The organism is Streptomyces tubercidicus (assembly GCF_027497495.1).
GTDB classification, from domain to species: Bacteria; Actinomycetota; Actinomycetes; order Streptomycetales; family Streptomycetaceae; genus Streptomyces; species Streptomyces tubercidicus.
Genome location: NZ_CP114205.1, coordinates 7,969,109 through 7,994,240, shown reverse-complemented (window position 1 = coordinate 7,994,240; position 25,132 = coordinate 7,969,109). Strand labels below are relative to the sequence as shown.

Here is a 25,132-nt window from a genome sequence, read left to right as displayed (position 1 = left end):
GTAGGCAAGAGCACCCTCGCGGAGCGCTTATCAGCGCAGCACGGCTTCCAAGTGATCCACTCCCCGAAGACCGCGGATCATCTTGACCTGGCCACCCGGTACCGCGAGATCCTCAACGGTGCCGGCCGCATCCTCTTCGACCGCTGCTTCATCAGTGAGCTGGTCTACGGACCACTTCATCGCGGCCGGTCACGCATCACCTGGAGCGAGGCGCTCGATCTGGCCGAGAGCGTGATGGACCGGATGGGCGTGTTCGTGCACCCGGGTGTACGAGCAGCCGGCCCCCACCTCCAGCTACCTGGTGACCGTCTCCCTCGGCAAGTACACGGCCGTACCCCTCACCACCCCGGCGCCGGCGGACAGACCGCACCCGCCGGTACCGCAGACCGCCTACCTGCCCGCCCGCCTGCTGCCACTCTTCACCGTGGACTTCGCCCGGCAGACCCAGATGATGCAGTTCTTCCAGGAGGGCTTCGGGGCCTACCCCTTCGGGGAGTACGCGGTCGTGGTCGGCGACGAGGAACTGGACGTCCCGGTGGAGGCCCAGGGCGTCGCCACCTTCGGCAGCAACCACCTCGACGGCGCCCGCACCTCGGAACGCCTGGTCGCCCATGAACTGGCCCACCAGTGGTTCGGCAACAGCGTCTCGGTCGCCGACTGGCAGCACATCTGGCTCAACGAGGGCTTCGCCAAATACCCGGAGTGGCTGTGGTCGGAGCGCGGCGGTGGCATCACGGCGGCCGCACACTCCGCCGTCGCGCACCAATGGCTGGCCGCGCTCCCGCAGGATCTGCTGCTCACCGACCCGGGCAAGAAGCTGATGTTCGACGACCGGCTCTAGGAGCAGAGAGAGCTGACGGTCCATTCGCTGCGCTGCGCCCTCGGCAAGGACCCGCTCTTCCGCATGCTCAAGGACTGGGCCACAAAACACCGCCACGGCACCGTGAACACCACCGACCTCACCGCGCACGCCCAGCAGTACGCCGCCGCCCCCTAGACAGCCTCTTTGACGCCTGGCTGCGGAAGCCCTCCCTGCCCCCGCTGCCGCATGCCACGGGACCGCACCGTCCCGCAAACCCGCAGACCAACCCACTTTCGCGAGACTGACTGCCATGTCCTACCACCGGCCGCCGCTGGCTCCCGTCGCCGGGCTGGGAGACCGAAGAGCAGCTGCCCGGCCACGCTGTTGCCCGGCCCGTGCCCTCGTCGCCGCCTCGACTTGTGCTCCTCCGATCAGCACCTTGATCTCTGTTTGTCCGCAATGATCAGGGGGCGGCCGGGCTTTCCTCATTCAGGCTCGTTACTGGTTGGCGATGGCCGGGTGGAGATAGAAGGTCTCGTTGCCGCCTTGAACGGGCCACTATCCGACAGTGCCGCAACTGCCCTGAACCTTGCCGAGTTTCACCTGACTTGTCGATCTTCATATAGGCAATCGCTGCGAGAGGCACTTATGTCCACGCGCAGCGCACCTCCGGTTCTTCCCTGCCAGGGTATTGAGCATTCCCCTCGAATACCTGCATGGCAATACACAATGCGCAAAACCTGTTGCACGATGCGTAATGTCGCATGACGCATCGCAGAGGGCGGCCATCAGTCGCCGCTGTGATTTCGGGGGTGCGCGCCCTCGCCGACTTCAGGCCGATGGTCGCCCCATCTCGCTGTTCATCTTGTCCCGGTTGGTCGCCAGGAGTTCTTGTGTCTGCCGCTCGATCTCTTCGGGATCCAGTCCCAGGGCGCGTCCCAGGTTCGTCGACCAGACCTCCGAGCGCACGCTGGCTTCGAAGTTGAGATCGGCGCGAATGGTGTCTCGCGCGGCCTGACGATTCTGGCTGACCATGACGAACGTCGACAGGAAGATCGCCTCAAGGCTGACGATCATGGTAAGCAGTCCGAACGGGAAGGGGTCAAAGACCGCGTCCTGCCCGAAGATCCCCTCGTTGATCATGATCCAGCCGGCGAACCACACCATGTGCACATAGACGAAGACCATCGATCCCGCGAAGGCGGTGATCATGTCCGCAAGGCGGTCCTGCACACCGCGCCCACGGGCGAAGAGCTCCTGCTCATGCGGGAGGCGGATGACGGGATGAGGCCCTTGACCACCCACCGGACCACGGCGATGCGACGTCATGCCGTCATAGTGCATGCGCCGCAGGCGTCGGCAAGGGAACAGCGCGCCCGTCGGCGCGTTGATACACCCGGGCCGGTGGAACGAAGATCGGCCGTCAGCTCGTACGCATCAGAGTGTCTTCCGTGCCGCGCAACCTGGCACTGACTGCCCAGCCGAGCGCCCACTGATCAGATGGAAGTGTATCCACTGAAACGCCCTCACGGTCGCACGAATGAGCGTCGCTTGGGTGCCCGCCTGGGTACCCCGTTCGAGAGTTGCCGATCTTTCGCTGGGCGGCATTCCGGGCGGGGCCGAACCGGTCAGCGAGTCGGCGGAAGTTACCCGCTGACGATGATCGCCAAGGGGTGTGGGGATGGACAACCGCAGCACCGATCGCACCGCGCCCACCGCGCGGCCCGCCCGTATCGCGGGGCACGCACTGGTCGGCCGCGACGCCGAGTTGGAGTTGCTCGGCGCCTTCCTGGCCGGCGTTCCGCGTCTGGGCGGTTCGCTGGTGGTACTCGGCGAGCCGGGCGTCGGCAAAACGGCGCTGCTGGCCGCCGTCGCCGGGCAGGCCGGGGCCGCGGGGATGCGGGTGCTGCGTGCGACGGGTGTGCAGTACCGGGCGCAGACCAGCTACGGCGCACTGCGGCAGTTGCTGACGTCGGTGCCCGAAAGCCGGGCGGCAGCGGCGGATTTGCCCGCCCTCGCCGCGGCCCTGGACTTCAAGCAGGCCAGGGCGTCTGGGCAGGACGCGGTCGCTGAGGCCGTCGTCACTCTGATGGCGGAGCTGTCCCGCAATCAGCCGGTGCTGCTGGTCCTGGACGACGCACAGTGGCTGGACGGAGGCTTCGTGGACGGTTCGGGATGGCAGGGGGTGTACGAGGCCCTGAAGGCCGACGGCTACACCGTGGCCGTCGTGCAGAACCCCACGCTCTCCCTGGAGGGCGACGTGGCCGCCACCCGGCAGGTCATCGACGCCCAGCCGGGACCGGTGACCCTGGTCGGCCACTCCTACGGCGGAGTGGTGATCACCGAGGCCGGCACCCACCAGAAGGTGACGGCGCTCGCCTACATCGCCGCGTTCGCGCCCGACAAGGGCGAGTCGGTCAACACCCTGATCGCCGACCCGCCCGCCCGGCGCCCCGGTCCCGCCGATCCTGCCGCCGAACGAGGGCTTCCTCCTCCTGGACCGCGACAAGTTCGCCGACTCCTTCGCCGGCGACCTGCCGCCTGCCCAGGCCGGGTTCATGGCCGACTCGCAAGTCCCCTGGGGCCTGGACGCGGCCGGCGGCGCGGTCGCCACGCCGGCCTGGCGGACCAAGCCCGCCTGGTACCTGGTGGCCACCGACGACCGCATGATCCCGCCGCCCGCGCAGCGCGCGATGGCCGAGCGGATCGGCGCGCAGACCGTCGAGGTGGCCGGCAGCCACGCCGTCTACGTCTCCCAGCCCGCCGCCGTCGCCAACCTGATCAAGCAGGCCGCCGCCGGCTGACCCACAGTCAACCGCACACGCTCAAGGAGTCTTCGTCCCATGCCCTTACTTCGCCGCATGATCGCCGTACTCTTCACGCTCGCCTGCCTGTGCGGCCTGCTGGCCACCGGCGGCACTGCGCACGCGGCCAACCCGGAAACCAACCGTGCCGCCACCTGGAACATGCAGGTCGGCCGCGACCGCTGGCAGGGCGCGGCGGCCATCGCCCGGGACAACACCGTGCTCGCCCTCCAGGAGGTGCCCAACGAACCGCCGGCCGGAGCGCGCTACATCGGCACCATCGGCAACACCATCGACCACTACGAGTGGACCATCGCCCGCGGGGTGACCCGGCAGCTCTACATCCTGTACACCACGTCGCGGAACCTGGCGATCGCCACGGCCTGGGTCCGAACGAGGTGGTGGAGGTCGAGGGCATGTACCGTCCGGCGCTGATGGTCACCCGCCCCACCGATGACGTCGCGTTCGCGTCCGTCCACGCCGCATCGGGCAACGGGTTCGACGTACGCCCGCTCGTCCAGAACGTCGCCGACGAAGCCAACGGCCGCGGGCTCAACCACTGGGCCGTCCTCGGCGACTTCAACCTCACCCCGGACCGGGCACGTCTGCTCGGCCTCCCCGCGGACTCCCGCATCTACCACAGCGGCCAGGCCACCCAGCAGAGCGGCAACGAACTCGACTACATGATCAGCAACGTGGACACCGAGGACTGGCAGGCCACCGTCGGCGACAACCGCGGCAGCGACCACTGGCCGGTCTACTTCTCCGCGCTGCGCGCCGGCGCCCTGCCGCCCGAACTGACCATCCACGCCGACAACAGCGACCGGCTGCTGGACGTCTTCCAGGGCAACGACACCAACGGCACGCACGTGGTCCAGTACCACACCAACGGAGCGGTCAACCAGCGCTGGCGCCTCCAGAGCATCGGGACATCCACCTCCACCGGCCACATGATGTACCGGATCATGAGCAGCGACAGCGGCAAGTGTCTCGACGTCAACCGCGGACAGCAGTCCGGCTGGGGCGACTACCTCAACATCTGGGACTGCCACGACATCGACGGGGTCCCCGGCTCCGGCGGCAACCAGCGCGACACCCAGAACTTCACCCTCGAACACCCCGACCCGCGCCTCCCCAACCTCACGATGCTCCGCAACAACGCCACCGGGCTGTACGCGAACATCAGCAACAACGACCGGGGCGACGGCGCGTGGGTCATCCAGTGGCCCGACCAGTCCGGGCGGTTCCCCGCCCCCAACGAGAGCTTCTATCTCCACCCGGCCATCGCCAACCAGTAACGAGCGTGAGGGAGGCCCGGGTGCCGCCTGACCATCGCGGGCAGGCTCCGTACCGCTACGGGAGATGGGCGACGCGGCACGTCCACCAGGTGACCATCCGTTCGAAGGCCGTCACAAACAGTGAGGTGCTGTTGCTGGGCGGGCAATCTGTTGCTGCGCGGGCATCAGTGCCATGGAACGGTTCAAGCTCCGGCCGGGTGTGGTGAGGCCGTTGACCGTGCAGAGTTGCGCAGGCCCAGTGCGTTGCGCAGGCCCAGTGCATGGCCAGATGGCTCCCGTCGGTAACCGCAGGTGCCATACGTCTCCCGAAACAGGCAGAAGGGCCGTTCGGGCACCGGCGGGCGGCCACGGGTTGCAGCGGGCACCGTGGCGCGATGACATGGAAGCGGAAGGTGCCATCGCCAAGGCGCCGGTCGCACCTTCGGCTTCGCCTCGTCCTGGTGATTGGAGCGCGCGCCGCTCACAGCTACACGTCCCCCAAGGAATTCCAACGACCTACCACGGTGCCTCCATCAGCCGGCACGGCCCGACCAGTGAAAAGACTCCCGCAACGACACTGGACCGTATGGGCGTAGCGGCACCGCCGTGGTGCGCCTCGGCTGCCTCGGGCTCAATGGAAATCAATGCGCCGGGTATCGCGAGCGGCGGAGAGAGGGCCAGAGATGAACAACGACGGTATTCCAGCCCCGAGTGAGGGGCTGCTGATGACGCATTTCTTGACGGTGCGTGATGTTGTGCGTTCGCGTCGCTTCTACAGCGAGGTACTCGGCGGGCAGGTCGTCCTGGATGAGAACCCTTGCATCGTGAAGCTCGCCAACAGTTGGATCATCATGAATCCGGGCGGCGGCCCGACCCCGGACAAGCCTGACGTGACGCTGGAACCACCCAGTGGACCGCACACCGTCTCCAGCTTCATGAACCTGCGGGTCGCCGATATCGAGGCCTGCTACGCCCAATGGAGCGCGAAGGGAGCGGAGTTCCTGACTCCGCCGATCGACCGGCTTGCCGAAGTCCGCTGCTACCTGCGCGATCCTGATGGTTACTTGATCGAGGTCGGACAGGCCACCGGAATGCTGAAGGGTATTTTCGCCCGCACCGACACCAATTCCGGGTAATTTCTCCGCAGGCAGGCCCCAATAACGCTATCCGGCCAGCTCATGCAGGGTGTGACCACGATCAGTGCGGCGCAGGTGGGCGAGACCATCCTCCGGCAGCTGACCTGCCGGCCGGTCGCCTCGAAGTGCTGGAACGTGCCTTGGTGGGTGCCGTGGAAGTGGACCAGAACCGTCACCTTGTCGTCGGCGCCGAAGATGTCCTGGACACCGATCTTCAGGTCGGGGAAGGCTTCCCGCATGGCCTGGGCGCCCAGCCGCCAGACCTCCCGGCCGTGTAACGGGTCAGGCAGCGATCCCGTCGGCCGAGGCGCGAGCCCTCCGCCTCACGTACTCGCGAGGCCGAGGGCCGTTTGATGCTCGATCGGGGTGGTGTGCGCCGCTCGTCGCGGCCAATCAGCGGCAGAAACCTGCGGTGATTCCTGTGGCTCGACCGTGAAGACAGGGGTTTGAGGCGCACCGATACTCGGCTGGGCCCGGCCGACTGCGCTTCCGGCTCCGGGTCCGATGGCGCATCGGACCCGGGGTGGCGGATGCCCGACCCCGAAGGCGGATGATGCGACCGCGACTCAAATCCGATGTGCTCTATGTGCCGACCGGTGACGGCGTCCACGTCTTCGGTGCGGGTACCGATCTCGCACTGCGTGGCAGGTCCGCCTACCAGTGGCTGGACCGGCTGGCGCCGCATCTCGACGGTTCGGTCGAGCTCGACGACCTGGTCGGGCGGCTGCCCGACGACAAACGGCAGGCCGTGCACGCCCTGGTGGACCAGTTGCACGCCGCCGGCTGCCTCTTCGATGCGGGAGAGGATCTGCCGCACCGGCTCACGCGACGGGAGTTGGAGACCTACGCGTCACAGATCGCGTTCATCGAGTACCACGGCGACTCCGCGGCGCGGCGGTTCGAGACCTACCGCCACAGCGAAATGCTGGTGGTGGGCGCGGGCCCCGTTTTCGTCTCGCTGGTCTGCTCGGCGCTGCGTTCCGGGGTGCGGCATCTGCGCGCCGTGTGTACGGAGGAGGCCGTCACCCACACCGAGCGGCTGGCGGAACTCACAGCCGAGGCCGCCGTACGGGATCCGCTACAGAGAGTCAGTCATATTGCCTATGACGAGGGTGAGTTGGAGCGGTACGTTGCCGGCCGGGTGGGCGCGGTGGTTCATGTTGCGGACGGTAGCGGTGTCGATCGGGCGCTGTGGCTGGACGAGCTGTGCCGGGAGGCAGGCACGCTGCTGGTGCAGGGGCTGGTGGTGGACGATGTCGCGTGGCTGGGGCCCGCCGGAAGCGACTGGCGGTCGGCGTGGTTGCGGCTGGATGCCCGGGGGCCGTTCCGGCCGAACGTCTTCCTCACCGGGCCCGCCGCCGCGGTGGTCGCCTCGCACCTGGGCCTTGCGGCGTTCACTGCGCTCACCGGGATCTCCGGAACCACGGAAGCCGCGGACGGCGCGCGGAAGGTGACGCGGATTGATCTGGAGACCCTGCGCACCTCAACGCATGCGTTTCTGCCGCACCCGGCGGCGGCCCCGGCCCGGCCGGAGACGCGGGAGGAGTTCACCCGGCGCATCGAGCGGCTGAGTGTCACGGCAGCCTTGGACGAGGACGCGTTCTCCCGGCGCGCGGCCCGTTGCTTCGACCCGTACGTCGGTGCTCTACGCGCCCTCGACGAGGGGGAGTTCACCCAGGTGCCGCTCCATGTGACCGAGGCGGTGCCGCGCGCGGCGGGCGCGGCACCGGTGCACGGGGCGGGGACGGGCTTTGCCGCTGCACGCCGGGACGCCGCGCTGCGCGGGCTCGCCTCGTATGCGGCGCACCGTCCCGACGACCGCCGCTACGGGCCCGGTGACACGGTGTGGGGCTGGGCCCCGGACGAGCGGCGCGCCGAGGCGGTGGCGGCGTACCGGGTGTTCACCACGGACCACGAGGTCGGCTTGGCCGCCGGGCTCAGCTGGGACGAGGCCGTGACGGACGGCCTTGCCCAGCTCTGTGTGCACCTGGCGCTGCGCGACGTGGCGCAGGGGCGGTCGCGGCCCCGGCCCGCGCGGTTGCGGCCGGACGCGCTGGCCGCCGGGGAACGGCGGCTCCTCGATCTGCTGATCGCCTCGCGCGGCTCGGTCGAGGTGGCCGACATCGGCGAGGCCCTGGGCGTACCCGTCCTCGCCTGGTGGCAGGGTGGCCGCCCGGCCGCCGCGACGTGCGGGGCGGCGGCGGTCGCCGAGGGGCTTCGCGCCGTTCTGCTCAACCGCCAGGCGGTGATGACGGGCGAATCCGCTTACGCTCCGGCCCGGTGGGCGCGGCTGGGCGCGCCTGTCGCGGGCGACGGGAGTGCCGAGTTGCCGGTGCCGGCAGGGCCCGAGCGGATGGTCGGGGCGTTGCGGTCGCGAGGGGCGCGCCCGCTCGTGGTGCCGCTCGATCACGATCCCGCGGTGCACGAGGTGCTGCCCTTCGTCGTGCGCGTCATCATCGCCGACGGGCCCGGGGAGGGTCCGGCGGGAGTGGGACGGCAGGCGGAGGCGCGGGGCGATGCGTAGCGCCACCGACAACAGGCTGCAGGGCTCCGCCGGCCTGCGGTTCTGGTGGCGGACCTTCGAGGGTGTCCAGGACCTCTTCGCCGAGGGTCATGGCGAAGAGGGCGGCCCGGACGACCCGCTGCCGGTCAAGACATACCGCGGGCTGCCCCGTCATGCCCTTCCCGAGCCGGCGCGGCGGATCGGGGACGCGCGCTGGTCCTTCGCCGCGTTCCGGGACGCCCGCCCGCAGGGTGCGCCCGCGCTCGACGTCCTGGACCGTCGCGCGCTGTCCGCGCTGCTGTACTGGACGTACGGGGTCGGCCGGATCGAACTGGGTCCGCATGCCGTGTGGCCCTACCACCGGATGGTCGCCTCCGCGCGTTGCTTCCACCCCGTGGAACTGTACGTCTGGCTCTCACGTCCGGCGGGTGAGCTGCCCGCCGGGTGCTACCACTACCACCCGGCGCACCACGCCGTGACACTGCTGCGCGAGGGCGGTGTGCCGGAGGCGGTGCGTATCGGCGCGGGTGTGCGCGCGGAGGCCGGACTCCTGGTGGCCTCCGCCTGGTTCCGCAAGACCGCGTTCCGCTACCGGGACTACGCATACCGGCTGTGTGCGCAGGAAGCGGGGATGACGGTGGGGAACGCGCTGCTGGCCGGTGCCGCGCTCGGGCTCCGCGCGAGGGTGCACCACCGCTTCGACGACGCGGTGGTCAACCGCGCGCTGGGGCTCGACGGGAGGGAGGAGACGGCGTTCGCCGTGCTCGACCTGGCCCCCGCCGGGAAGACCGCGCCGATGCCTGTCGGATCCCATCAACAGCCGTTCTCTGCATGCGAGTTACCGGATATTCAGCCTGTTCACGTGCAGGCCGACCACACGGCCGACGGTGCGTGGTCCGGCCTGACCGCGCTCGATCTCGCCGCCCGGCTCACGGGTCCCGGTACGCCCGTCGTCCCCGAGGACTTTCGCCTGCCCGTCGAGGCGTCGGCCCGGGACGGCGTCCTGGAGCTCGCGGTGCCGGAGCCAGGAGCCGGTGGTGTGGACCTGGCCGACGCGCTGCGGGCCCGGGACTCGGGCGGGCGGATGTTCCTCCCGGACGCCCGGCCCGTGGCCTTCGCACGGCTGGCGCCGGTCCTGCGGTACGCCCTGGAGCCCGTCTCGTCCGACCATACCGAGGCACCGTGCCGCCCCCTCGTGGAGGCCTATGTCCTCATGCTGGGCACGGACGGAGCCTCCCCCGGGCTGTACCGGCTGAACGCCTCCACGAGGCCGCCGGCGCTGGCGCGGCTGCCGGCCCGGGACTGGCGCGGCGTGGTCGGCATGCTGTGCGACCGGACTCCGGCGGTGAACACGGCGAAGGCCGCCGCCGTCGTGTTCCTCACCGCCGACCGGGTGGCCGGGGAACGGTGGTTCGGGGCCCGTGGTTACCGCCTGCTGCACCAGGAGGCAGGGATCGTCGCCCAGCGGGTCAGCGTGCTCGCCGCCGCGGCCGGGCTGTCGGCACGGATCACCAACGGTTACCACGACGGGATGGTCAGGGACCTGATCGGCCTGGACGCCGCCCAGGTGCCGGTGTTCACGCTCATTGTGGGCCGCCGTCGGCCCACCGCCCAATACGAGCCGGAGCTGATCTGGTGAACCGCACCTGCGGTGCCTCGTGGGGCGGGCCTGCGGTGGTCCACGGCCCGCGCCCGCAGCCCCGTGCTACGGCCGGTCCTGTGGTCGGGACCGTGAAGACACCGCCCGCTCGCGGACCGCAGGATGCGGAGCAACCAGTGACTGGCCAACTTCTCACCCATCCAAGGAGAAAGGGGATCGCGATGCAGGACAAACTCGTCCTCGACCTCGCCGACCTCAGTGCGGACGAACTGGAGATCCTGCCGACCTCGCCGGGCGAGAGCCTGGAGGCCGTGAACGTGGGCCACGCCATGGTCGAGATCGGCGCGTCCAACTGCACGTCCAGGGGTACCCCGGCGAGCTGCTGTTCCTGCTGCTGCTGCTGAAACAGGCGGCAGCACGGTCGCGTTCGGCGGGCCCCGCGCCCGCCGGACGCGGCATCCCGGCGAACGACGAGGATGTGACGTTGACCGACGCAGCGACAGCCGCCCGCACCGGACGGCTCGCCGAGACCCTCCGCCCGGCCCGCCCCGCCGACCCCGCGACGGCCCCCACCGCCCCCGTCGCCGTCGTCGGCAAGGGCGTCCTCGCCTCTTCGATCCGTGCCGCCCTGGCCCGTACGCACCCGCTGGTGCCGGAGGAGGACCCGGCGTGTGCCGCGGTCGTCACGGCCGAGGACCGCTGGGTGACCGCGACCGAGCCGCCGCGCCCCGACGTGCCCTGGCTGCCGGTACGGGTCGAGCTCGGCCTGCTCGTGGTCGGCCCGACGACCGTCCCGGGGCGGGCCGGCTGCGCCCGGTGCGCCCGGACGCGCCGGCAGCGGGCTCTCGGCAAGGACAGTGCCCGTGCGGCTCTCCTGGCGCGGCACGGCGACCGGCTCGCCGACCGTGCGTCACCGGTCCTGACCACCTGGGCGTGCGAAACGACCGCCGCTCTCGTCACGGACGAACTGAGCGCCACCGCCGGGCGGTTGACCGACAGCGCCCTCGCCTTCGTGTCGTTGACCACCATGGCCGTCGATGTGCACCGCTTCCTGCCCGACCCGGCATGCAGCTGGTGCGGCGGGCTCCCGGCGGACCGGCCGCCCGACCTCATGGGGCGGCCCCGGCCCAAGCCCCGGCGGGACGTCCCGCGCGTGCGCGATCTGAGAGCGGACTGGGCGGAGCTGGTCGCCCGGTACGTCGACGGGCGCACGGGACTGGTCCGGCAGCTCGATGTGCGGACCGACTACCCGTACCCCATGGTCTCCGCCCCGCTGCATCTGCCGGGCGGGGAGCAGGAGGCCGGGTTCGGCCGCGACCTTGACTATGCGGCGTGCGCCCGCACCGCGCTCGCCGAAGCCCTGGAACGGCTGGGCGGGGCCCGGCCGGGCGGGCGCCGGACGACGGTGCGGGCCGGCTACGCGGAGGTCGCCGACCGGGCACTGTGCCCGCTCGACCTGGGCCTGTATCCGCCCGAGCGCTACGCCGAGCCGGACTTCCCCTATCCGCCGTACGACCCGGACCTGGAGCTCAACTGGGTGTGGGGACACTCCTTCGCCCGTGACGCCCCCGTTCTGGTACCGGAGGACTACGCGTACTACCGCACCCGGCACGGCAACCCGGCGGCGCGGCCCCTGGCGTACGAGGTGTCCAACGGGTGCGCGCTGGGCGGCTGCCTGGAGGAGGCGGCGCTGCACGGGCTGGTCGAACTCGCCGAGCGGGACGCGTTCCTGCTGACCTGGTACGCCCGCCTCCCGGTGCCGCGGGTCGACCTGCGGACGGTGTCCGACCCCCGTGTCGGCGCGCTCGCCGAGCGCATCCGGCAGGACAGCGGCCACCGGGTGCTGGCCTTCGCCACCACCCCGGAGCACGGCATCCCCACGGCATGGGTGATGGCGGTGGGTCCGAGGGGACCGGGTCGGCCCGACGAACCCGCCGCGGTCTGCGCCGCAGGGGCGCACTTCGACCCCGAATGCGCCCTGCGGAACGGCCTGTTGGAGCTCGCGGCGAACCTGGGGTGGAACCGGGCGGCCTTCCGCGAGGAACGGGACCGTATCGCGGCGATGGTCGACGAGCCGGATCTGGTGCGCGAGATGCGGGACCATGCGCTGCTGTACTGCCACCCGGCCGCGTTCGACCGGTTCGCCTTCCTGCTCGGCGACGACAGCGACTCCGACAGAGGCGGCCTGCCCGTCGAGGAGGCGTTCGCACAGGCCACCTGCCGACCGCGCGGCGCGGACATCCGCGACGATCTGGCCGAGGCGGTGGCCCGGTTCACCGAGCGGGGCCTGGACGTCGTCGTGGTCGACCAGACCACGGACGAGCACCGTGCGGGCGGGCTGGCCTGCGCGAAGGTGATCGTGCCGGGGCTGCTGCCGATGACGTTCGGGCACCGGATGCGCCGCACCCACGGGCTGCCCCGGCTGCTGCGGCTCCCCTCCGAACTCGGGTACCGCAAGGCGCCGTTGGCCGAGGAGGAGATCAACCCTCACCCGCACCCGTTCCCGTGATGCCCCCCTGCCACCACGCCCCCGTGTTTCCGCACCCCCGTGACTGGAGTCGGCCATGACCGAGGACTTCACCACCCCGGACACCTTCGGCGTACGGATCGGCGGGCTGCCCGCACCCACGCTGGACGACATGCGCTCGCCGGAGTTGTGGCGCCAGGCCGAGGCCGTGTGCGCTATGGAACGCCAACTCGATGCCCGCGCATCGGCGTTGTCCGACATGCTCTACGAGGAGGTCGGGCGGGCCGGTTCCGGCAAGCCGCTGCTGGTGGCGGTGCGGCGGGCCATTCACAATCGCCGCCCGCTCGCCGAGCGCCACTGGAACGACGATGTGCGCGCACTGCTCCCCCGGGCCGTCGTCGACGAGGTGGACGGCTGGGTGCGGCTGCGGGCCGGCCATGAGGAGGCGGTGGCCCGGCTGGACGAGCTGATCGGTCACCATCTGCGCACCCAGCAGGTGCTGCTGCGCAAGGCGGCCTCCGATCCCGTCCTCCAGCACGGGCTCGTCCTGAGCAGTCCGGTGCTCCTCGCCGAGGTGCGCAAGTGGCTCGCGCGCCCCGACGAACCGGCGCCGGAGCGCTCGTTGGCGCAGCGGCTCGCCAAGTACCTGGCGCGGGTGACCATGAAGACCAGCCCGTTCAGCACCTTCACCGCCAGTGGCCTGGGGACGTGGGACGGCGGTACGGGAGACCGGGCGTCCACCGGGCCTGGGGTGCACTCGGTCGCCGAGCTGAACGTGTGGGTCGTCCAGCAGGTCGTCCGCGCGCTCGCCGACCGTCCCGAGCTCTCCGGGCGCGCGCGGCTGCGCCTCAACCCGAGTGCCCAGCTCACCGAAGGCCGCTGGGAGTTCCTGGGGACGGGCGCCGAGGAGCCGCTGCGCACCCTGCCCGGGGCGGCCGCGGTGCGGGAGTGTGTGGAGGTGGTGCGGGAGGGCCGCCCCACGCGCGAGGAGGCGGCCCGGATCGTCGCGGACCGCAGCGGGAGTGACCAGGCCACGGCCACGGCGTACCTGGCGCGCCTGGAGGAGCTGGGGCTCCTGGAGGCCGAGCGGCCCTTCGCCGACCAGACCCTCGACCATGTCGCCGAGGTGCGCTCCTGGCTCGCCGGGGCGACGGATGACGGGCTCGTCGGGATCGAGCGGGAATTCGCGGTCATCGCCGACACTCTGGCCACCTATCCCCGCCTGTCCGATCCGGCGCAGCGGATCCGCGCCACCGATGCGGTCGAGGAAGCCCTGCGGCGGATCAGGGACCTGGCCGGCCCGGACCGGATCAGTCTGCCCGCCAAGAACAGCGTCATCGAGAACGCCCTGGTGGCGGCGCCCTACCCCGGACCGGATCGCCGCGCTTGGGGACCGGTCCTGCGGGACCTGGATGCCATACGGCAGTGCTACGCCGTGCTCGACCCCGGCCTGCCCGGACGGGTCGCCCTCGCCGATCTGTTCGCCGAGCGTGTCGGCCCCGGGGAGGCGGTGCCGTTCCTCACCTTCCACCGGCTGGTGCAGACATGGATGCGCGACGACCCCGCGTTGCCCGCCTTGCTCTCGGTCGCCGTGCACGGTTACGGGCCGATGCACGGCCACCGGCTGCCCCGGCTGGGCGAACTGGCCGCGCTGCGGGACGAACTGTGCGAGGTGGTCCGCGCGGCTCCGGCCGAGGCGCAGGGCATCGTCCGGGTCGCCCCCGAGCGGCTGCTCTCGGTGGTGGAGCGCCGGCCCGCATGGATGCGGGCGCCGGATTCCGTGACCTACTACGGTCAGCCGCTCGGCACCGGCTCCGCGCCCGAGTTCGTGGTCAACGCCGTCAACTCCGGGCACGGCCGGGGACGCGACCGCATCCGGCGGCTCCTGACTCAGGCGGAGATCGAGGCGGTACGGGACACGGCCGTGGACACCGCTCCCCCGCCCCAGGGCCTCGTCCCTGCCGACACCTGCCGCCACTTCGGCAGCAACGTCGGGCTGCGGGCGTCCGCCGTCGCCGCGGAGATCGACTACCCCGGAGGGCTGAGCCTGCGGCCTCCCGAGCACCGTATCCGCCTGGGCGACCTGTTCGTCCGGCACGACCCCGGACCCGGCCTGCTCACCCTGCACGCGCGAGGGCGCGACGGCGAGGTACGGCCCGTCCATCCCAACCTGATCGCGGAGCTGTGGCTGCCGCCCGCGCTGCGCCTGCTGCTGCAGACCTTCGGCGCGACGTCCAACCTGCTGATCCCGGGGCGGCGGATCTTCGGCGACCCGTCGCTCTCCGAGGTGCGGGAGGTCCTGGCGGAGCCGCGGGTGGTCGTGGGCCGTACGACGGTCAGCCGCCGGCAGTGGGTGCTGCCACCGGGTGCCGTGCCGCGGCGGGAGAAGGGTGAGAGCGACCGTTCGCTGCTGTTGCGGCTGGTCGGGTGGCTGGCGGAGCACGGGATGCCGCAGCGGTGCTTCGTCCGTGCCCTGGATCCGCAGGCGGTGGTCAGCGGGGAGGTGTGGCGGGTCAAGTCGCGCAAGCCGCTCTATGTGGACTTCGCCAACCTGCTGCTCGTCGGGGTCTTCGAGCGGCTGCTCGCCGCCGGTGCCGGGCAGGTGGTGTTCCTCCAGGAGGCCCTGCCCGGTCCCTGCGAGATGCCGGACCACGACGGCAGCGGGCCCCGGGTGACCGAATTCCTCGTCGAGATCAACGAAGGACGGACACGATGAGCATGACGAACGGACACGGCGACGGTGCCCGCCTGGATCCGGCGACCGCACGGGCGGCGGACTGGGTGTGCGCGCACGTCTTCTACGACACCGACCAGGACGCCCTCCTGGCGCACTGCGTCGAGCCGGTGGTGACCGAGATGGAGCAACGCGGGCTGATCCAGCGGTACTTCTTCCTGCGCTACTGGGAGGGCGGTCCGCATGTGCGGCTGCGGCTGCTGCCCTCCCGTGCCCGTGACCGCGCCGAGGTGGCCGAGGTGGCAGAGCGTCGCCTCGGCGCGTTCCTCGCGCAGTCGCCCGCCCCGGACGTCGTGGACCGCTCCCACTTCGCACAGGTCGCGCAGGGGCTGGCCGGGCTGGAGGGACGCGCGGGCCATGACGACGTGCTGCGGGCCAACAACACCGCGGAGTTCCTGCCCTACGAACGTGAGCACGCCGACTACGGGCGCGGCCCCGCCATCGCCGCCGTGGAGCGGCACTTCTGCGAGTCGAGCCGGCTGGCGCTGTCGGTGGTGTCGGCGGGCACCTCGGTGGAGCAGCGGGCGCTGCTCGCGTTCGACCTGGTGGTGGGCGTGTTCGCGCTGTGCGAGGAGGTCCGCGACCGGTGGGCGCAACACGGTGGGCCGCCGCTGCCGTTCGGAAGCGGCCCCGAAGCGGCCGATGTCGAGCCGCGCTACCGCGCACAGCGGGAGCAGTTGCACGCGCGGGCCCGGCACACCTGGGAGCTCACGGCCCGTCCGCCCGGGAACGACCAGCGCGGATACTGGCTGGCGTCGGTGCGACGGCTGCGCGACGAGCTGCACCACCTGGAGGAGACCGGCCGGTTCGTCGCGGACTGGGCGGGCTCCCCCCTGGCGGAACCGCTGGATCTGGCGGCCACCGCCCACCCGGCCACCAGTCTGGTGCTGTTGCGCTGCGCCCATCTGGTGAACAACCGCCTCGGGCTCACGCTGTGGCAGGAGAACCAGTTGCGTTTCCTCGTGGGACGGGTGCTGTCCGAGCTGCCCGAGGCGCAGGGCGTCGCATGACCGGATCCGCCGGGGCGTCCTGGTACAGCCTCCATGTCCACCACCACGACGAGGCAGCGGAGCCGGAGCTGATCCTGGGGGCCGTCCGGCCGGCGTTCGCCTCGGTGGAGGCATGGGTGCGCGGCGCCTGGTTCGGCCGGCACTGGCTGCGCGGACCGCATCTCCGTCTCAACTTCCGTACGGAGGAGACGACATGGCGTGCGCAGGTGCACCCCAGGGTGAGGAGCATCGTCACCGACTACCTACGGGCTCACCCATCCACCGTCCGCTTGGACTCCGCCGCGCTCGCACCGGTGCACGAGCGGCTCGCTGAGCTGGAGATGGAGACCGGGCCGCTCGGGCCATGGGTGGCGGACAATACCGTCGTGGAGCGCCCGTACGACCACCGGCTGCACGTGCTCGGCTCGCTCCGCGCGAGCGAACTGCTGGCCGGGTTCCTCTCCGACACCACCGACCTCACGTTCCGCATGTACGAGTATCTGCGCACCGCCCCGCTGTCCGTATTGGCGCTGGACCTGATGTGGACCACGGCGGCCGCGGCGGCGATCCCGTTCGAGGACGGCAGGGCTCCGATCGAGCGGGGCGTGTTGTCCCTGCGCTCGCACGCGGACGCCTTCCTGTCCCGCACCCACGACCCGGCCGCCTACCTCACCCGCTTCGACGAGCGGTTCGGTAGGCAGGAAGCCGCCCTGGGCGCGCGGTTGCGGGAGGTGGAAGCAGCACTCGCGGAGCCGGAGGGCACCGAGCCCCCGCCGGGCTCCGGGGTGGCCTTCGTACGGGAGTGGGCGCGGGCCGTGCGCCGGCACCAGCGGATCGCGCAGCCGCTGCTCGCTTCGGGCGAGGTGTCGATGGGCGGGGCGGCACTGGCGCCGCGCATGCCGACGCGCAGGACCAGCGAGTTCCACCGGCTCCTGCTGTCCGACCACGGCCACCGGGACTTTCTCGTCGACGACGCGTGGTTCGCGTCGTTCCGCCTGGTGATGAACTACCTCTACCTGCACCTCAACCGGCTGGGGCTGGCGCCCGTGGACCGTGGGCTGCTGTGTCATCTGGCGTCGCGGGCCGTGGAGTCGGTGCACGGCACCTCGGCCGTCGCCAGTTTCGCCCGGTACGTCGCCGAATCCGACGGGAGCGAGGAGCCCGCGTGGCGGCGGATCGGCACCGAGTGGGCGGAGGGCACGCGCTGAGGCCCGCCCCCGCCCGTCCCGGCGTCAGCCGCCGCTGAAGACCTGGGCGAGCTGTCGGCGGCCAGTGATCCCCAGCTTGCGGTACGCACCGGACAGGTGGAACTCGACGGTGCGTACGGCGACGAACAGCCGGCCCGCGATGTCGCGGTTGGAGTGTCCGTCCTTGGCGAGGTGGAGGACCTTCCGTTCCTGCGGCGTCAGGCGGTCCAGGAGCGGAGAGCCGGGCTGCGGGGCGGCGTGAAGGGCGGACGCCGGGGGCGCGGACGGCTCCGCCACGCTCGCAGAATCGGGCGCTGCCGACGGGGTGGGCGTGGCCGCACGCGTCCCGGAGAGCTCCAGAGGTCCCCCACCCGTCCCCCGGAGCGACCTCCAGGCACCCTGGACGCGCCGCGCCAGCGGCTCCGCACCACACGCGCGGGCGAGCCGGAGGGCCGAGAGCAACTCGGCACGGGCCTCCTCCCCGCGCCCGAGCTCGGCGAGCCCGGCTCCCAAGTCCGCTTGCACGAAGGCATGGTGCAGGCGGTCCGAGGACCTGGCGAGCAGCCCGGCCGCGTCCGTGAGCAGGTCGATGCGCCGCTCCCCGGTCTCGGTGAGGGCCAGTGCGTGCAATGCGCCGCCGAGGGACTCCGGCGTTCCCCAGCGGCGGGCGTCGTCCACCTCGGCGCCTGCGAATTCGGCAGCCTCCTTGCGTTCGCCCCGCGCCGCGAGGAGGCGAGCGGCGCGGGAGCGCCAAGGCAGCACCGCTGGGTTCCGCACCCCCGCCTCCTCCAGGAGGCGGCCTGCCGCGAGCAGGTCCTCCAGGGCGCGGGCGGGGTCGTCGCTCTCATGGACCGCCGCTCGTGCGGCCAGCGCGTGCGCGGAGTCCCGCCGCCACGGCAGCGGGTCCCCTTCCAGGCCGCTCTCGGCGAACAGGGAACGGGCCGAGTCGGTCAGGCCCTTCAGGACCCGCACCTCGGCCAGGGCGGCGACGCCGGTCACGGCCGAGGGGTGACCGGTCGCCGCGAAGGCGAGCAGGCGGTCTGCCAGGGGGGTCAGGGTGGCGTCGGCGCCATGGAGGTCGCCCCGGGCCCGCAGGACCATCGCGCGCAGCAGCTCGACCTTGATGTGGTCCCACCGGCCGGGGCGGGCGCCGGCGACCTGCCGCCCGCGGCCGCAGTGCGTCCACGCTTCGGCTACCTCACCAGCCGCCACAAGCACGCCGCAGGTGTGCCACAGCAGGGTGGCCGAGCCGGCCGAGCCACATTCCTCGCCCCGGGGCAGACCCTGCCGGGCGTGCCGGACGGCCGCCGCCCGGTCGGCCCCCGCATCGACTGCCTGTACCGCGCGCAGCGCCGCGAGTTCCCGGCTCGCGATTTCCTGGTGCGAGGTCCGGCAGGTCAGGTTCCCCAGCGGATCATCCGCCGCCTGCGCCAGCCACAGAGGGCCACGCCTGCCGGCGAACGCCTTGTGCAGGCGCAGCCGCAGCTGCCAGGAGTCGTCCCCCGCTGTCCGCCCGAGGCGGGCCGCGGCGTCGTCGAGCACAGTGACGGCGTCCTCGGCCCGGCCGCGCTCGGCCAGCATCGCGGCCAGCGCCAGCGCGTATTCGAGCACGACGCCAGGATCGTGGGACTCGCAGCGGGCGGCGTCCAGGAGGCGTACGGCGCCCTCCGGGTCGGCAAAGGCGTCCAGCTCGGCGAGTTCCCGCCGCACGGCCGACTTCTCGTGGGGACGCAGGGGTTCGCGGAGGGCTGCGCGCAGGCAGTGTGCCGCGTCCTGGTGCCTGCCCTCCTGCTCCAGCTGACGTGCGGCCCGCCACAGGCAGCGCATCGCCCACTCCTCCCCCAAGGGGCCGGCGGCGGCCAAGTGGTGGGCGACGGTCGTCGTGGCGGCCTGCCGGTCACGCAGCAGGGCCGCCGCCCGCAGATGTAGGGCGGTCCGGGTGCCGACGGCGATACGACCGAGGACCATGGTTTCGAGGAGTGGATGACGGAACGCCAGAGGGGTGTGATTGGCAAGCAGACATGCCTCGACGAGCTGGTCGACGGCACCGAGCGCCTCCCCGACGGTCAGGTGGGCCAACTCGGCGCTGTCCACGACCTCAGCGCCGCCCCCGAGCACCGCGACCGCCCACGCGAGGGCCAGGGCCGAGGTGCTCAGCGGCGCCAGCCACCGGTCGGCTCCTGTCAGGGCACCCGAGGCAGCGGTGGCGTGCAGAGCGTCGGCCGTGGGCGCGCTGCCGGTGTGCGGCGCCAGCAGGGCATGCAGGAGGGCGGGATTACCGCCGGTGAACTCGCGGCACACCGCGGCGGTTCGCGTATCGAGGCGGACACGGCATCGTGCGGCTGCGGCTTCGGCCAGGTCGTGCGTGCGCAGCCCCGGCAGGTCGATGGGCTCGGCCGCAGCGAGGAGTGCGGTGCCGGGCTCGTCGGGGCTGTCGTTCGCCGGGCCGGACACAGCTCCGGCCCCGGCGCCGCAGATCCGGACCGTGAGCACGATCGCCAGGGGCGCGGGCGGCAACGTCCGCGACAACTCCAGCAACCACCGTAATGACCAGCTGTCGACCTGAGCCATGTCGTCCACGCACAGGGCGACCGGAACGTCCCGCCCCGTCGGCACCGCGGCAACCGGCCCCCCGAGATCATTGCCGGACGGCGTACGGTGCTGGATCTCCACGAGTTTCCCGTCGTCGGCTCGCAGTTGGGCGATGAGCCGGTTGGCTGTCGAGTACGGACGGCCCTCTGTCCCCGTCCCGCGCACCACGGCGACGCGGAAGCCTGCCGCGGACGCTTCCACCCGGAAAGCGTCGAGCAGCGTCGACTTCCCCGCTCCCGGCTCGCCACGGACGACCGCTACGACTGGGCCGCGCTCCCTGCGGGACTGTTCGAGCACGGCTCGGAGCCGCTTCGTCTCGCTCCTGCGGCCGATCTCCCCGAGCGCCATGAGCCCCTCCCGATCACCGACCGTCGTGCACCGCTTTGCGTGCAGAGCCGACGATCAGTTCACCGGTCAAGGAATCTGCATGACGTATATTTTTGGGCATTTGTCTTGAAAAAGGCGCTCTATGGCAGGATGTCGCGATGCGGGCAATCGCCCGATAGACGGCTGGCGTGCACCACCCAGCACCAAAGGCAACACCGGCCACCACTGCTGCAAGGTGCCGCCCCACCGCACGAGCCGCACCACCCCAACCCGTCCCCATAACGCAAACTGCCCCTTGAGCGCGCACTCTTAGAACACGAGCATGCGCGGCACCCGTACCGACCGACAAGCCACCCAACACACCTATGGCGTCCTTTCGGCCGTCGCCAGCGACTCCTGCGGGATCCCGATGCCACCTCCAGCACCGCAGGAGACCCCTGCATACCTACCGGCGCTCTCCGCGCGACGCCTATGAGTGAACCGGAGGACACCGGTGCGCGGGACGCTTCCAGCGGGCCCCGTCGTCTCTGGCCGCAACGCTCGTCGCCACGACGGAGACGATCCCCGAGAAGCCGGGGAACGGCCGGATAGCGTCACGCCGCATGCAGGGTGGGACGCGGGCGCGTTTGGCCTCGTTGAGTTCGTGCCAATGCCGCGGTGAGGCCCTTGGGGGACGTGCGCAAGGCGCTCCGAGCAGCCGACGTTCCGGTGACCACGGTGCGCTACGACGGCACGGTCCACGACTTCATGATGCTCAACTCGCTGAGTCACTCCAAAGCCGCCCGCGGAGCCATCGACCAGGCAACGGCCTTCCTGCGCAACGCCCTTGGAACCGCCCAGGCCCAACTGATCGTTTCAGAATGCGGTGCGTAGGGGCCCCAAGCAGATGCCCGTGCCCCGTTCAGGGCTGAGCGACGCCACCCACATACGGCAACCATGGCCACAGCCGCTGCACGACTGGCACCGGTTGCTGCTGACCGCAGCCCCCCCCGGCCCCGCTCTATTGAGTCTGCAGTTCCCCGATCCGCGCCACTGCCGTTCCCCTCTTCGGGCATACCCACACCGCCGTGTCCGTGCGCACTGTCGCCGTCAGCGGATGCGTGTCCGGGTGCGTCGGGCACTGTGGCCAGACCGCCGATGCGCCTTCGGACCATAGTGCCTCCACCGCCCAGTCCTGGACCTGATCTGCCAGGTACACCAGCCGCTCTGCGGCGGTGCCACGCAGCAGTGAATTCAGGCCCTGGGCGGAACCGTCCGGAGCCCAGAGCGTGACCCCGAACCTGTCGTCCTCACGTACGTGCGGCTGCACCGCGCACTGCGCCTGAAGGTCCCGCAGGACTGTCTCCAGAGCTTCACCGAATGCCATGTCGTCCACTGGACTCCTGATCACCTCGCGGAGAACTGCCCCGCAGTCTCCCACCATCGCTGAACATTGCGGACGATATTCTCGACCAACCACCAGCTGCAGATAGCCGCCCTCGCGTTGCTCTCCCTCGTCATCGTGCTCTTCAGCCGCCAGCGCGAGCGCCGCATACACCAGCTGGAACAAGTACGATCGGTGTCCGAATCCGGGCCAGTGGCATCGCCGGCTTCGCCTGGGACAGGTGGTCGGCCATCCCGTCGTCACCGATCAACGGCCTTGCCACCTGAACCGGCAGCGAGGTTGTCCCGGTCGTTAGTCACACATCGACGCCGGACGCCCTCGTCTCATGTCCGCAGGCGATCCCGCGAGGAATCCGGGGCGGCGCCCACTGCGGTGACTATGCGTCACGGTCATGTCGCAAAGCCTGGGTGAGCCAGGGGTACCCCGGGATCAGGTTCGGTACTACCTTCCAGCCGTTGACGATCCACACCAACCGCCAGTAGCGGTCCACCCGGGGATCGTGTGCTTCTTCGAACTGTTGGGCCATCCAGTCCCGGAATTCCGTGTCAGGCGTGCGCGCGAATACCTCGGCGAAGCGGTGTACGAGGTCGTCGATGATGGGTGCGGCCCTGTCACTGAGCGGATCGATGTCAGACTCCATGGCCTCGGCAACCTTCTGACGGGTGAACTCCACCAGTTCCTCTCCGGCATCGTTCTCGATGTCGAGCCTGCGCCCGGCGGCCTGACACCTGGCCGCCCGGCGCATCCGGGCCCGGAAGTCCTCGTCACCGACCAGCTCAGCGAGTTCCACCCACGCGGCGACCTGCTCGCTGGACGGATCATCGGGGAGGTCTGGAGTGGCAGCGCGAACCATGGCCACCGCCGCCGGGTCGGCATCCACTGTGCCGAACGTGCCCTCCACGAAATCGTCGATCAACCGTCGGCGCTCCTCGCCGGACAACTGCGTGAGCTTGTGCATGAGCTTGGTCTCCTCGGGATTGGCCCCGCGTCCGGCCACGGCGCGCAGAACGCTCCGACGCAGTTGCAGCACCCTGATCTGGACGTCCATGGCGTCTGCGTGCGCCGCGGCGACTTCCGCCACTGAGAGCTCACGGTCCAGTACCCGTTGAATCGTGGCCAGGCTGATGCCCAGCTCACGCAGTGTGCGGAGGAGCTCCAGACGAAGCAGTGCGTCGAGGTCGTAGAGCCGATAGCCGGCGGGGCTTCGGGTGGTCGGCGCTACCACCCCCGAATCGGAGTAGAACCGGATGGTCCTCACGGACAAGCCGGTCCGCCGGGAAAGCTCCCCGATCGAGTAGAGGGTCGTAACATCCATGCCCCCCAGTCTGCTGTCTCCAGTCACTGGAGACTCAAGGCTATTCCCCGCCTGGGCCGCGACCGAGACGAGACCGGGCTATGACGATCGGAAACCGGACTGGGGGCAGTCGAGGCCGATTTGGAGGTGGCGATGAGAGTGGTGTTCGTGTGCCGAGTGTGGGAATCAGGCCCTGGCGATGTTCCTGCCCGGCATCGGCTCCGCGAGCGCTGTCCGCCATCCGGGGCGCCGAAGGCGTCCGCGAAGTACTGCGTCTCGTGCATGCGCCGGGGGCGTTCGTATTCCCTTCAGTGGCCGGCGCTCTGGCCGCCGTCCACATGCAGGACCTCGCCGGTGACGAAGGACGCCTGCTCCAGGTACAGGATGGCCTGGACGACGTCGTCGACCTCTTCCATCCGCCCGAGTGGATGGCGGGCCTTGAGTTCGGGCGTCACCTCTGGGTTCATCGGCGTGTGGACGACGCCGAGCGAGACGGTGTTCACGCGGATGCCGTGCCCCGCGAATTCGATCGCCAGCTCCTTGGTGACCGCGTTCAGCCCGCCCTTGGTCAGCGACGCGAGCGCGCAGGGCACCTGTGAATTCGGCTGGTCGACCAGGGAGGTGGAAATGTTCACGAGGTGACCGCCGCCCTCGTCGCGGGAGAGCATCGCGCCGATGGCACTGCGCGAGACGTCGAAGAATCCGCGCAGGTTCACTCCGACGATCAGGTCGAAGTCCTTGTCCGTGTAGTCGGTGAACGGCTTGCCGATGTAGACACCGGCGCTGTTGACCACGGTGTCGATCCGACCGAACCGGTCCATCGCCGCCCCTGTGATCCGCTCGCCGATCCCGGACTCCATCAGATCGCCGCAGCAGGCGAGCACCTGCGGATCATCGGAATCCGGCATGGAACGGCTGGTGGCCACGACCGCGTACCCGAGGCCGCGGTAGGCGGTGACGATGGCCGAGCCGATGCCCCCGTCGGCGCCGGGGATGATCGCGACCTTCGGCCCCGGCTTGTCCGTGCGGGCACGCGCCTGCGCCGGATCGCTCCGGGACGGTTTCACTTGAGGATTTCCAGCATTCGGTTGCCCAGGACCGCGGCCGAGGCCGGGTTCTGCCCGGTGACCAGGTTGCGGTCCTCGACCATGTACGGCTCCCAGGTCGGGCCGCGGCTGAAGTTGACCCCGACCTTCTCCTGCACATCGGTCTCCAGCAGCCATGGCGCCCTGGAGGCCAGCCCGACGCCCTCCTCCTCCTCATTGGTGAAGCATGTGACGTTGAAGCCCTTGAACGGCGACTCGCCGTGGATCCTGGTCGCCAGCATCGCGGCGGGGGCGTGACAGACGATGAACAGCGGGCTGCCCGAGGTCAGCTGCCGCGTCAGCAGCCGTCCGGCATCGGCGTCCCAAGCCAGGTCCGACATCGGACCGTGACCACCTGGCAGGTACACCGCGTCGTAGTCCTCAAGGCGGACGTCCGACAGTCGCAGCGGCCGACGCATCACCTCCGCGGAACGGATCACGGCCTCCAGTTCCAGGGCGCTGTCGTTTCCGCCGACCAACTCGGGGCGCAGGCTCATCATGTCAACGGTCGGGATCACGCCGTTCGGGGTCGCGACGACGACCTCGTGACCGGCGTCCGTCAAGATCTTGTACGGGTTCGCGAACTCCTCGGCCCAGTAGCCCGTCGCGTGCCTCGTGCCGTCCTTCAGTACCCAGTAGCTGGCACCGCTCACGATGAAAAGCACCTTGGCCATGGCAAAGATCCCCTCTCGCACGCGCATAGGTGTTCGGCGGGACGACCGGTGACCACTCGCCGCCAATACCCTCCCCACTTTCCACTCTAGGCGTTTATGCGACGATTCGCCGCTTCAGTGTATTTCTCTGCGCGGACCGCCTGGCGGAGTACTTCTGGCGGGACTGCGGGCGGGGAGGAACAGGCGCGCCTGGAATGCTTCGTACCGGGGCTGCCGGTGCGGCACCTCACTGCCGCGGCCCGCTGAACCTCACCACCAAACCGAGAAACCCAAGATC

18 protein-coding genes and 3 pseudogenes are annotated in these 25,132 nt (G+C 70.6%); 14 read left to right on the top strand and 7 right to left on the bottom strand.

The features are described 5' to 3' along the window. Positions 1–247: 247 nt before the first annotated feature. A pseudogene (locus STRTU_RS34520) lies at positions 248–1,107 on the top strand (M1 family aminopeptidase); the annotation flags it as partial. A 526-nt stretch (positions 1,108–1,633) separates the two neighbouring features. Here STRTU_RS34520 and STRTU_RS34515 read toward each other — a convergent pair. After that, positions 1,634–2,131, bottom strand: a complete 498-nt coding sequence (locus STRTU_RS34515; RefSeq protein ID WP_159749210.1) for a DUF1003 domain-containing protein — start codon at positions 2,129–2,131, stop codon at positions 1,634–1,636. A gap of 352 nt (positions 2,132–2,483) precedes the next feature. On the opposite strand from STRTU_RS34515, the pseudogene STRTU_RS36265 reads away from it, so the two are divergent. The 5 genes and pseudogenes from STRTU_RS36265 to STRTU_RS34495 all read left to right on the top strand — a co-directional run. Continuing rightward, positions 2,484–2,942, top strand: a pseudogene (locus STRTU_RS36265) (ATP-binding protein); the annotation flags it as partial. Then, positions 2,922–3,606 (top strand): annotated as a pseudogene (locus STRTU_RS36260) (alpha/beta fold hydrolase). The pseudogenes STRTU_RS36265 and STRTU_RS36260, both read left to right, overlap by 21 nt. A gap of 39 nt (positions 3,607–3,645) precedes the next feature. Beyond that, a complete protein-coding gene (locus STRTU_RS34505) occupies positions 3,646–4,041 on the top strand; it encodes a hypothetical protein (protein WP_159749208.1) in 396 nt (131 codons plus the stop codon). Then, the gene (locus STRTU_RS34500) at positions 4,023–4,904 is read left to right on the top strand and encodes an RICIN domain-containing protein (protein WP_159749206.1); all 882 of its coding nucleotides are present in this window, start codon (positions 4,023–4,025) and stop codon (positions 4,902–4,904) included. The genes STRTU_RS34505 and STRTU_RS34500 overlap by 19 nt, the downstream gene beginning before the upstream one ends. A 662-nt stretch (positions 4,905–5,566) precedes the next feature. Beyond that, entirely contained in the window at positions 5,567–6,019 is a 453-nt protein-coding gene (locus STRTU_RS34495; protein WP_159749204.1) for a VOC family protein, read from the top strand. Here STRTU_RS34495 and STRTU_RS34490 read toward each other — a convergent pair. Beyond that, positions 5,944–6,309, bottom strand: a complete 366-nt coding sequence (locus STRTU_RS34490) for an ester cyclase (protein ID WP_159749908.1) — start codon at positions 6,307–6,309, stop codon at positions 5,944–5,946. The two genes, STRTU_RS34495 and STRTU_RS34490, sit on opposite strands and share 76 nt — an antisense overlap. A 260-nt stretch (positions 6,310–6,569) precedes the next feature. Here STRTU_RS34490 and STRTU_RS34485 point away from each other — a divergent pair, with 260 nt between their 5' ends. The 7 genes from STRTU_RS34485 (at position 6,570) to STRTU_RS34455 (ending at position 17,520) form a co-directional block, all read left to right on the top strand. After that, positions 6,570–8,543: a hypothetical protein gene (locus STRTU_RS34485; protein ID WP_269777426.1), complete on the top strand. Its 1,974-nt coding sequence runs from the start codon at positions 6,570–6,572 to the stop codon at positions 8,541–8,543. Next, positions 8,536–10,161, top strand: coding sequence for a SagB family peptide dehydrogenase (locus STRTU_RS34480; protein ID WP_159749200.1), 1,626 nt, complete (start codon positions 8,536–8,538; stop codon positions 10,159–10,161). The genes STRTU_RS34485 and STRTU_RS34480 overlap by 8 nt, the downstream gene beginning before the upstream one ends. A 182-nt stretch (positions 10,162–10,343) precedes the next feature. Continuing rightward, complete coding sequence (locus STRTU_RS34475) at positions 10,344–10,526, top strand: hypothetical protein (protein WP_086715359.1); 183 nt, start codon at positions 10,344–10,346, stop codon at positions 10,524–10,526. A gap of 80 nt (positions 10,527–10,606) precedes the next feature. Next, complete coding sequence (locus STRTU_RS34470; protein WP_159749198.1) at positions 10,607–12,631, top strand: TOMM precursor leader peptide-binding protein; 2,025 nt, start codon at positions 10,607–10,609, stop codon at positions 12,629–12,631. Between the two features lie 55 nt (positions 12,632–12,686). Next, positions 12,687–15,305: a lantibiotic dehydratase gene (locus tag STRTU_RS34465; protein ID WP_159749196.1), complete on the top strand. Its 2,619-nt coding sequence runs from the start codon at positions 12,687–12,689 to the stop codon at positions 15,303–15,305. Continuing rightward, positions 15,302–16,333 (top strand): lantibiotic dehydratase C-terminal domain-containing protein, encoded by a 1,032-nt coding sequence (locus tag STRTU_RS34460; RefSeq protein ID WP_246241618.1) that lies wholly within the window; start codon positions 15,302–15,304, stop codon positions 16,331–16,333. The genes STRTU_RS34465 and STRTU_RS34460 overlap by 4 nt, the downstream gene beginning before the upstream one ends. Next, the gene (locus STRTU_RS34455) at positions 16,330–17,520 is read left to right on the top strand and encodes a thiopeptide maturation pyridine synthase (protein ID WP_159749194.1); all 1,191 of its coding nucleotides are present in this window, start codon (positions 16,330–16,332) and stop codon (positions 17,518–17,520) included. Before STRTU_RS34460 ends, STRTU_RS34455 begins: the two co-directional genes overlap by 4 nt. Positions 17,521–17,544: 24 nt before the next feature. On the opposite strand, the gene STRTU_RS34450 is transcribed toward STRTU_RS34455, so the two are convergent. Continuing rightward, positions 17,545–20,439: a helix-turn-helix transcriptional regulator gene (locus STRTU_RS34450; RefSeq protein WP_159749192.1), complete on the bottom strand. Its 2,895-nt coding sequence runs from the start codon at positions 20,437–20,439 to the stop codon at positions 17,545–17,547. 654 nt (positions 20,440–21,093) lie between these two features. Between STRTU_RS34450 and STRTU_RS34445 the strand changes: the two genes are divergently transcribed. Beyond that, a complete protein-coding gene (locus tag STRTU_RS34445; RefSeq protein ID WP_371873700.1) occupies positions 21,094–21,291 on the top strand; it encodes an alpha/beta hydrolase family protein in 198 nt (65 codons plus the stop codon). A 127-nt stretch (positions 21,292–21,418) separates the two neighbouring features. On the opposite strand, the gene STRTU_RS34440 is transcribed toward STRTU_RS34445, so the two are convergent. The 4 genes from STRTU_RS34440 to STRTU_RS34425 form a co-directional block, all read right to left on the bottom strand. Next, positions 21,419–21,967, bottom strand: coding sequence for a hypothetical protein (locus STRTU_RS34440; protein ID WP_246241616.1), 549 nt, complete (start codon positions 21,965–21,967; stop codon positions 21,419–21,421). 211 nt (positions 21,968–22,178) lie between these two features. Further along, complete coding sequence (locus STRTU_RS34435; RefSeq protein WP_159749190.1) at positions 22,179–23,117, bottom strand: MerR family transcriptional regulator; 939 nt, start codon at positions 23,115–23,117, stop codon at positions 22,179–22,181. Positions 23,118–23,404: 287 nt separating this feature from the next. Next, complete coding sequence (locus STRTU_RS34430) at positions 23,405–24,163, bottom strand: SDR family NAD(P)-dependent oxidoreductase (protein ID WP_159749188.1); 759 nt, start codon at positions 24,161–24,163, stop codon at positions 23,405–23,407. Then, positions 24,160–24,855: a type 1 glutamine amidotransferase domain-containing protein gene (locus STRTU_RS34425; RefSeq protein WP_159749186.1), complete on the bottom strand. Its 696-nt coding sequence runs from the start codon at positions 24,853–24,855 to the stop codon at positions 24,160–24,162. Before STRTU_RS34425 ends, STRTU_RS34430 begins: the two co-directional genes overlap by 4 nt. Between the last annotated feature and the right edge of the window lie 277 nt (positions 24,856–25,132).

Coding starts and splice junctions, on each gene's coding strand:
- STRTU_RS34500 (WP_159749206.1), top strand. CDS start 4,023: ATGTACCGTCCGGCGCTGATGGTCACCCGCCCCACCGATGACGTCGCG.
- STRTU_RS34480 (WP_159749200.1), top strand. CDS start 8,536: ATGCGTAGCGCCACCGACAACAGGCTGCAGGGCTCCGCCGGCCTGCGG.
- STRTU_RS34515 (WP_159749210.1), bottom strand. CDS start 2,131: ATGACGTCGCATCGCCGTGGTCCGGTGGGTGGTCAAGGGCCTCATCCC.
- STRTU_RS34455 (WP_159749194.1), top strand. CDS start 16,330: ATGACCGGATCCGCCGGGGCGTCCTGGTACAGCCTCCATGTCCACCAC.
- STRTU_RS34505 (WP_159749208.1), top strand. CDS start 3,646: ATGCCCTTACTTCGCCGCATGATCGCCGTACTCTTCACGCTCGCCTGC.
- STRTU_RS34485 (WP_269777426.1), top strand. CDS start 6,570: ATGATGCGACCGCGACTCAAATCCGATGTGCTCTATGTGCCGACCGGT.
- STRTU_RS34425 (WP_159749186.1), bottom strand. CDS start 24,855: ATGGCCAAGGTGCTTTTCATCGTGAGCGGTGCCAGCTACTGGGTACTG.
- STRTU_RS34495 (WP_159749204.1), top strand. CDS start 5,567: ATGAACAACGACGGTATTCCAGCCCCGAGTGAGGGGCTGCTGATGACG.
- STRTU_RS34465 (WP_159749196.1), top strand. CDS start 12,687: ATGACCGAGGACTTCACCACCCCGGACACCTTCGGCGTACGGATCGGC.
- STRTU_RS34435 (WP_159749190.1), bottom strand. CDS start 23,117: ATGGATGTTACGACCCTCTACTCGATCGGGGAGCTTTCCCGGCGGACC.
- STRTU_RS34475 (WP_086715359.1), top strand. CDS start 10,344: ATGCAGGACAAACTCGTCCTCGACCTCGCCGACCTCAGTGCGGACGAA.
- STRTU_RS34450 (WP_159749192.1), bottom strand. CDS start 20,439: ATGGCGCTCGGGGAGATCGGCCGCAGGAGCGAGACGAAGCGGCTCCGA.
- STRTU_RS34460 (WP_246241618.1), top strand. CDS start 15,302: ATGAGCATGACGAACGGACACGGCGACGGTGCCCGCCTGGATCCGGCG.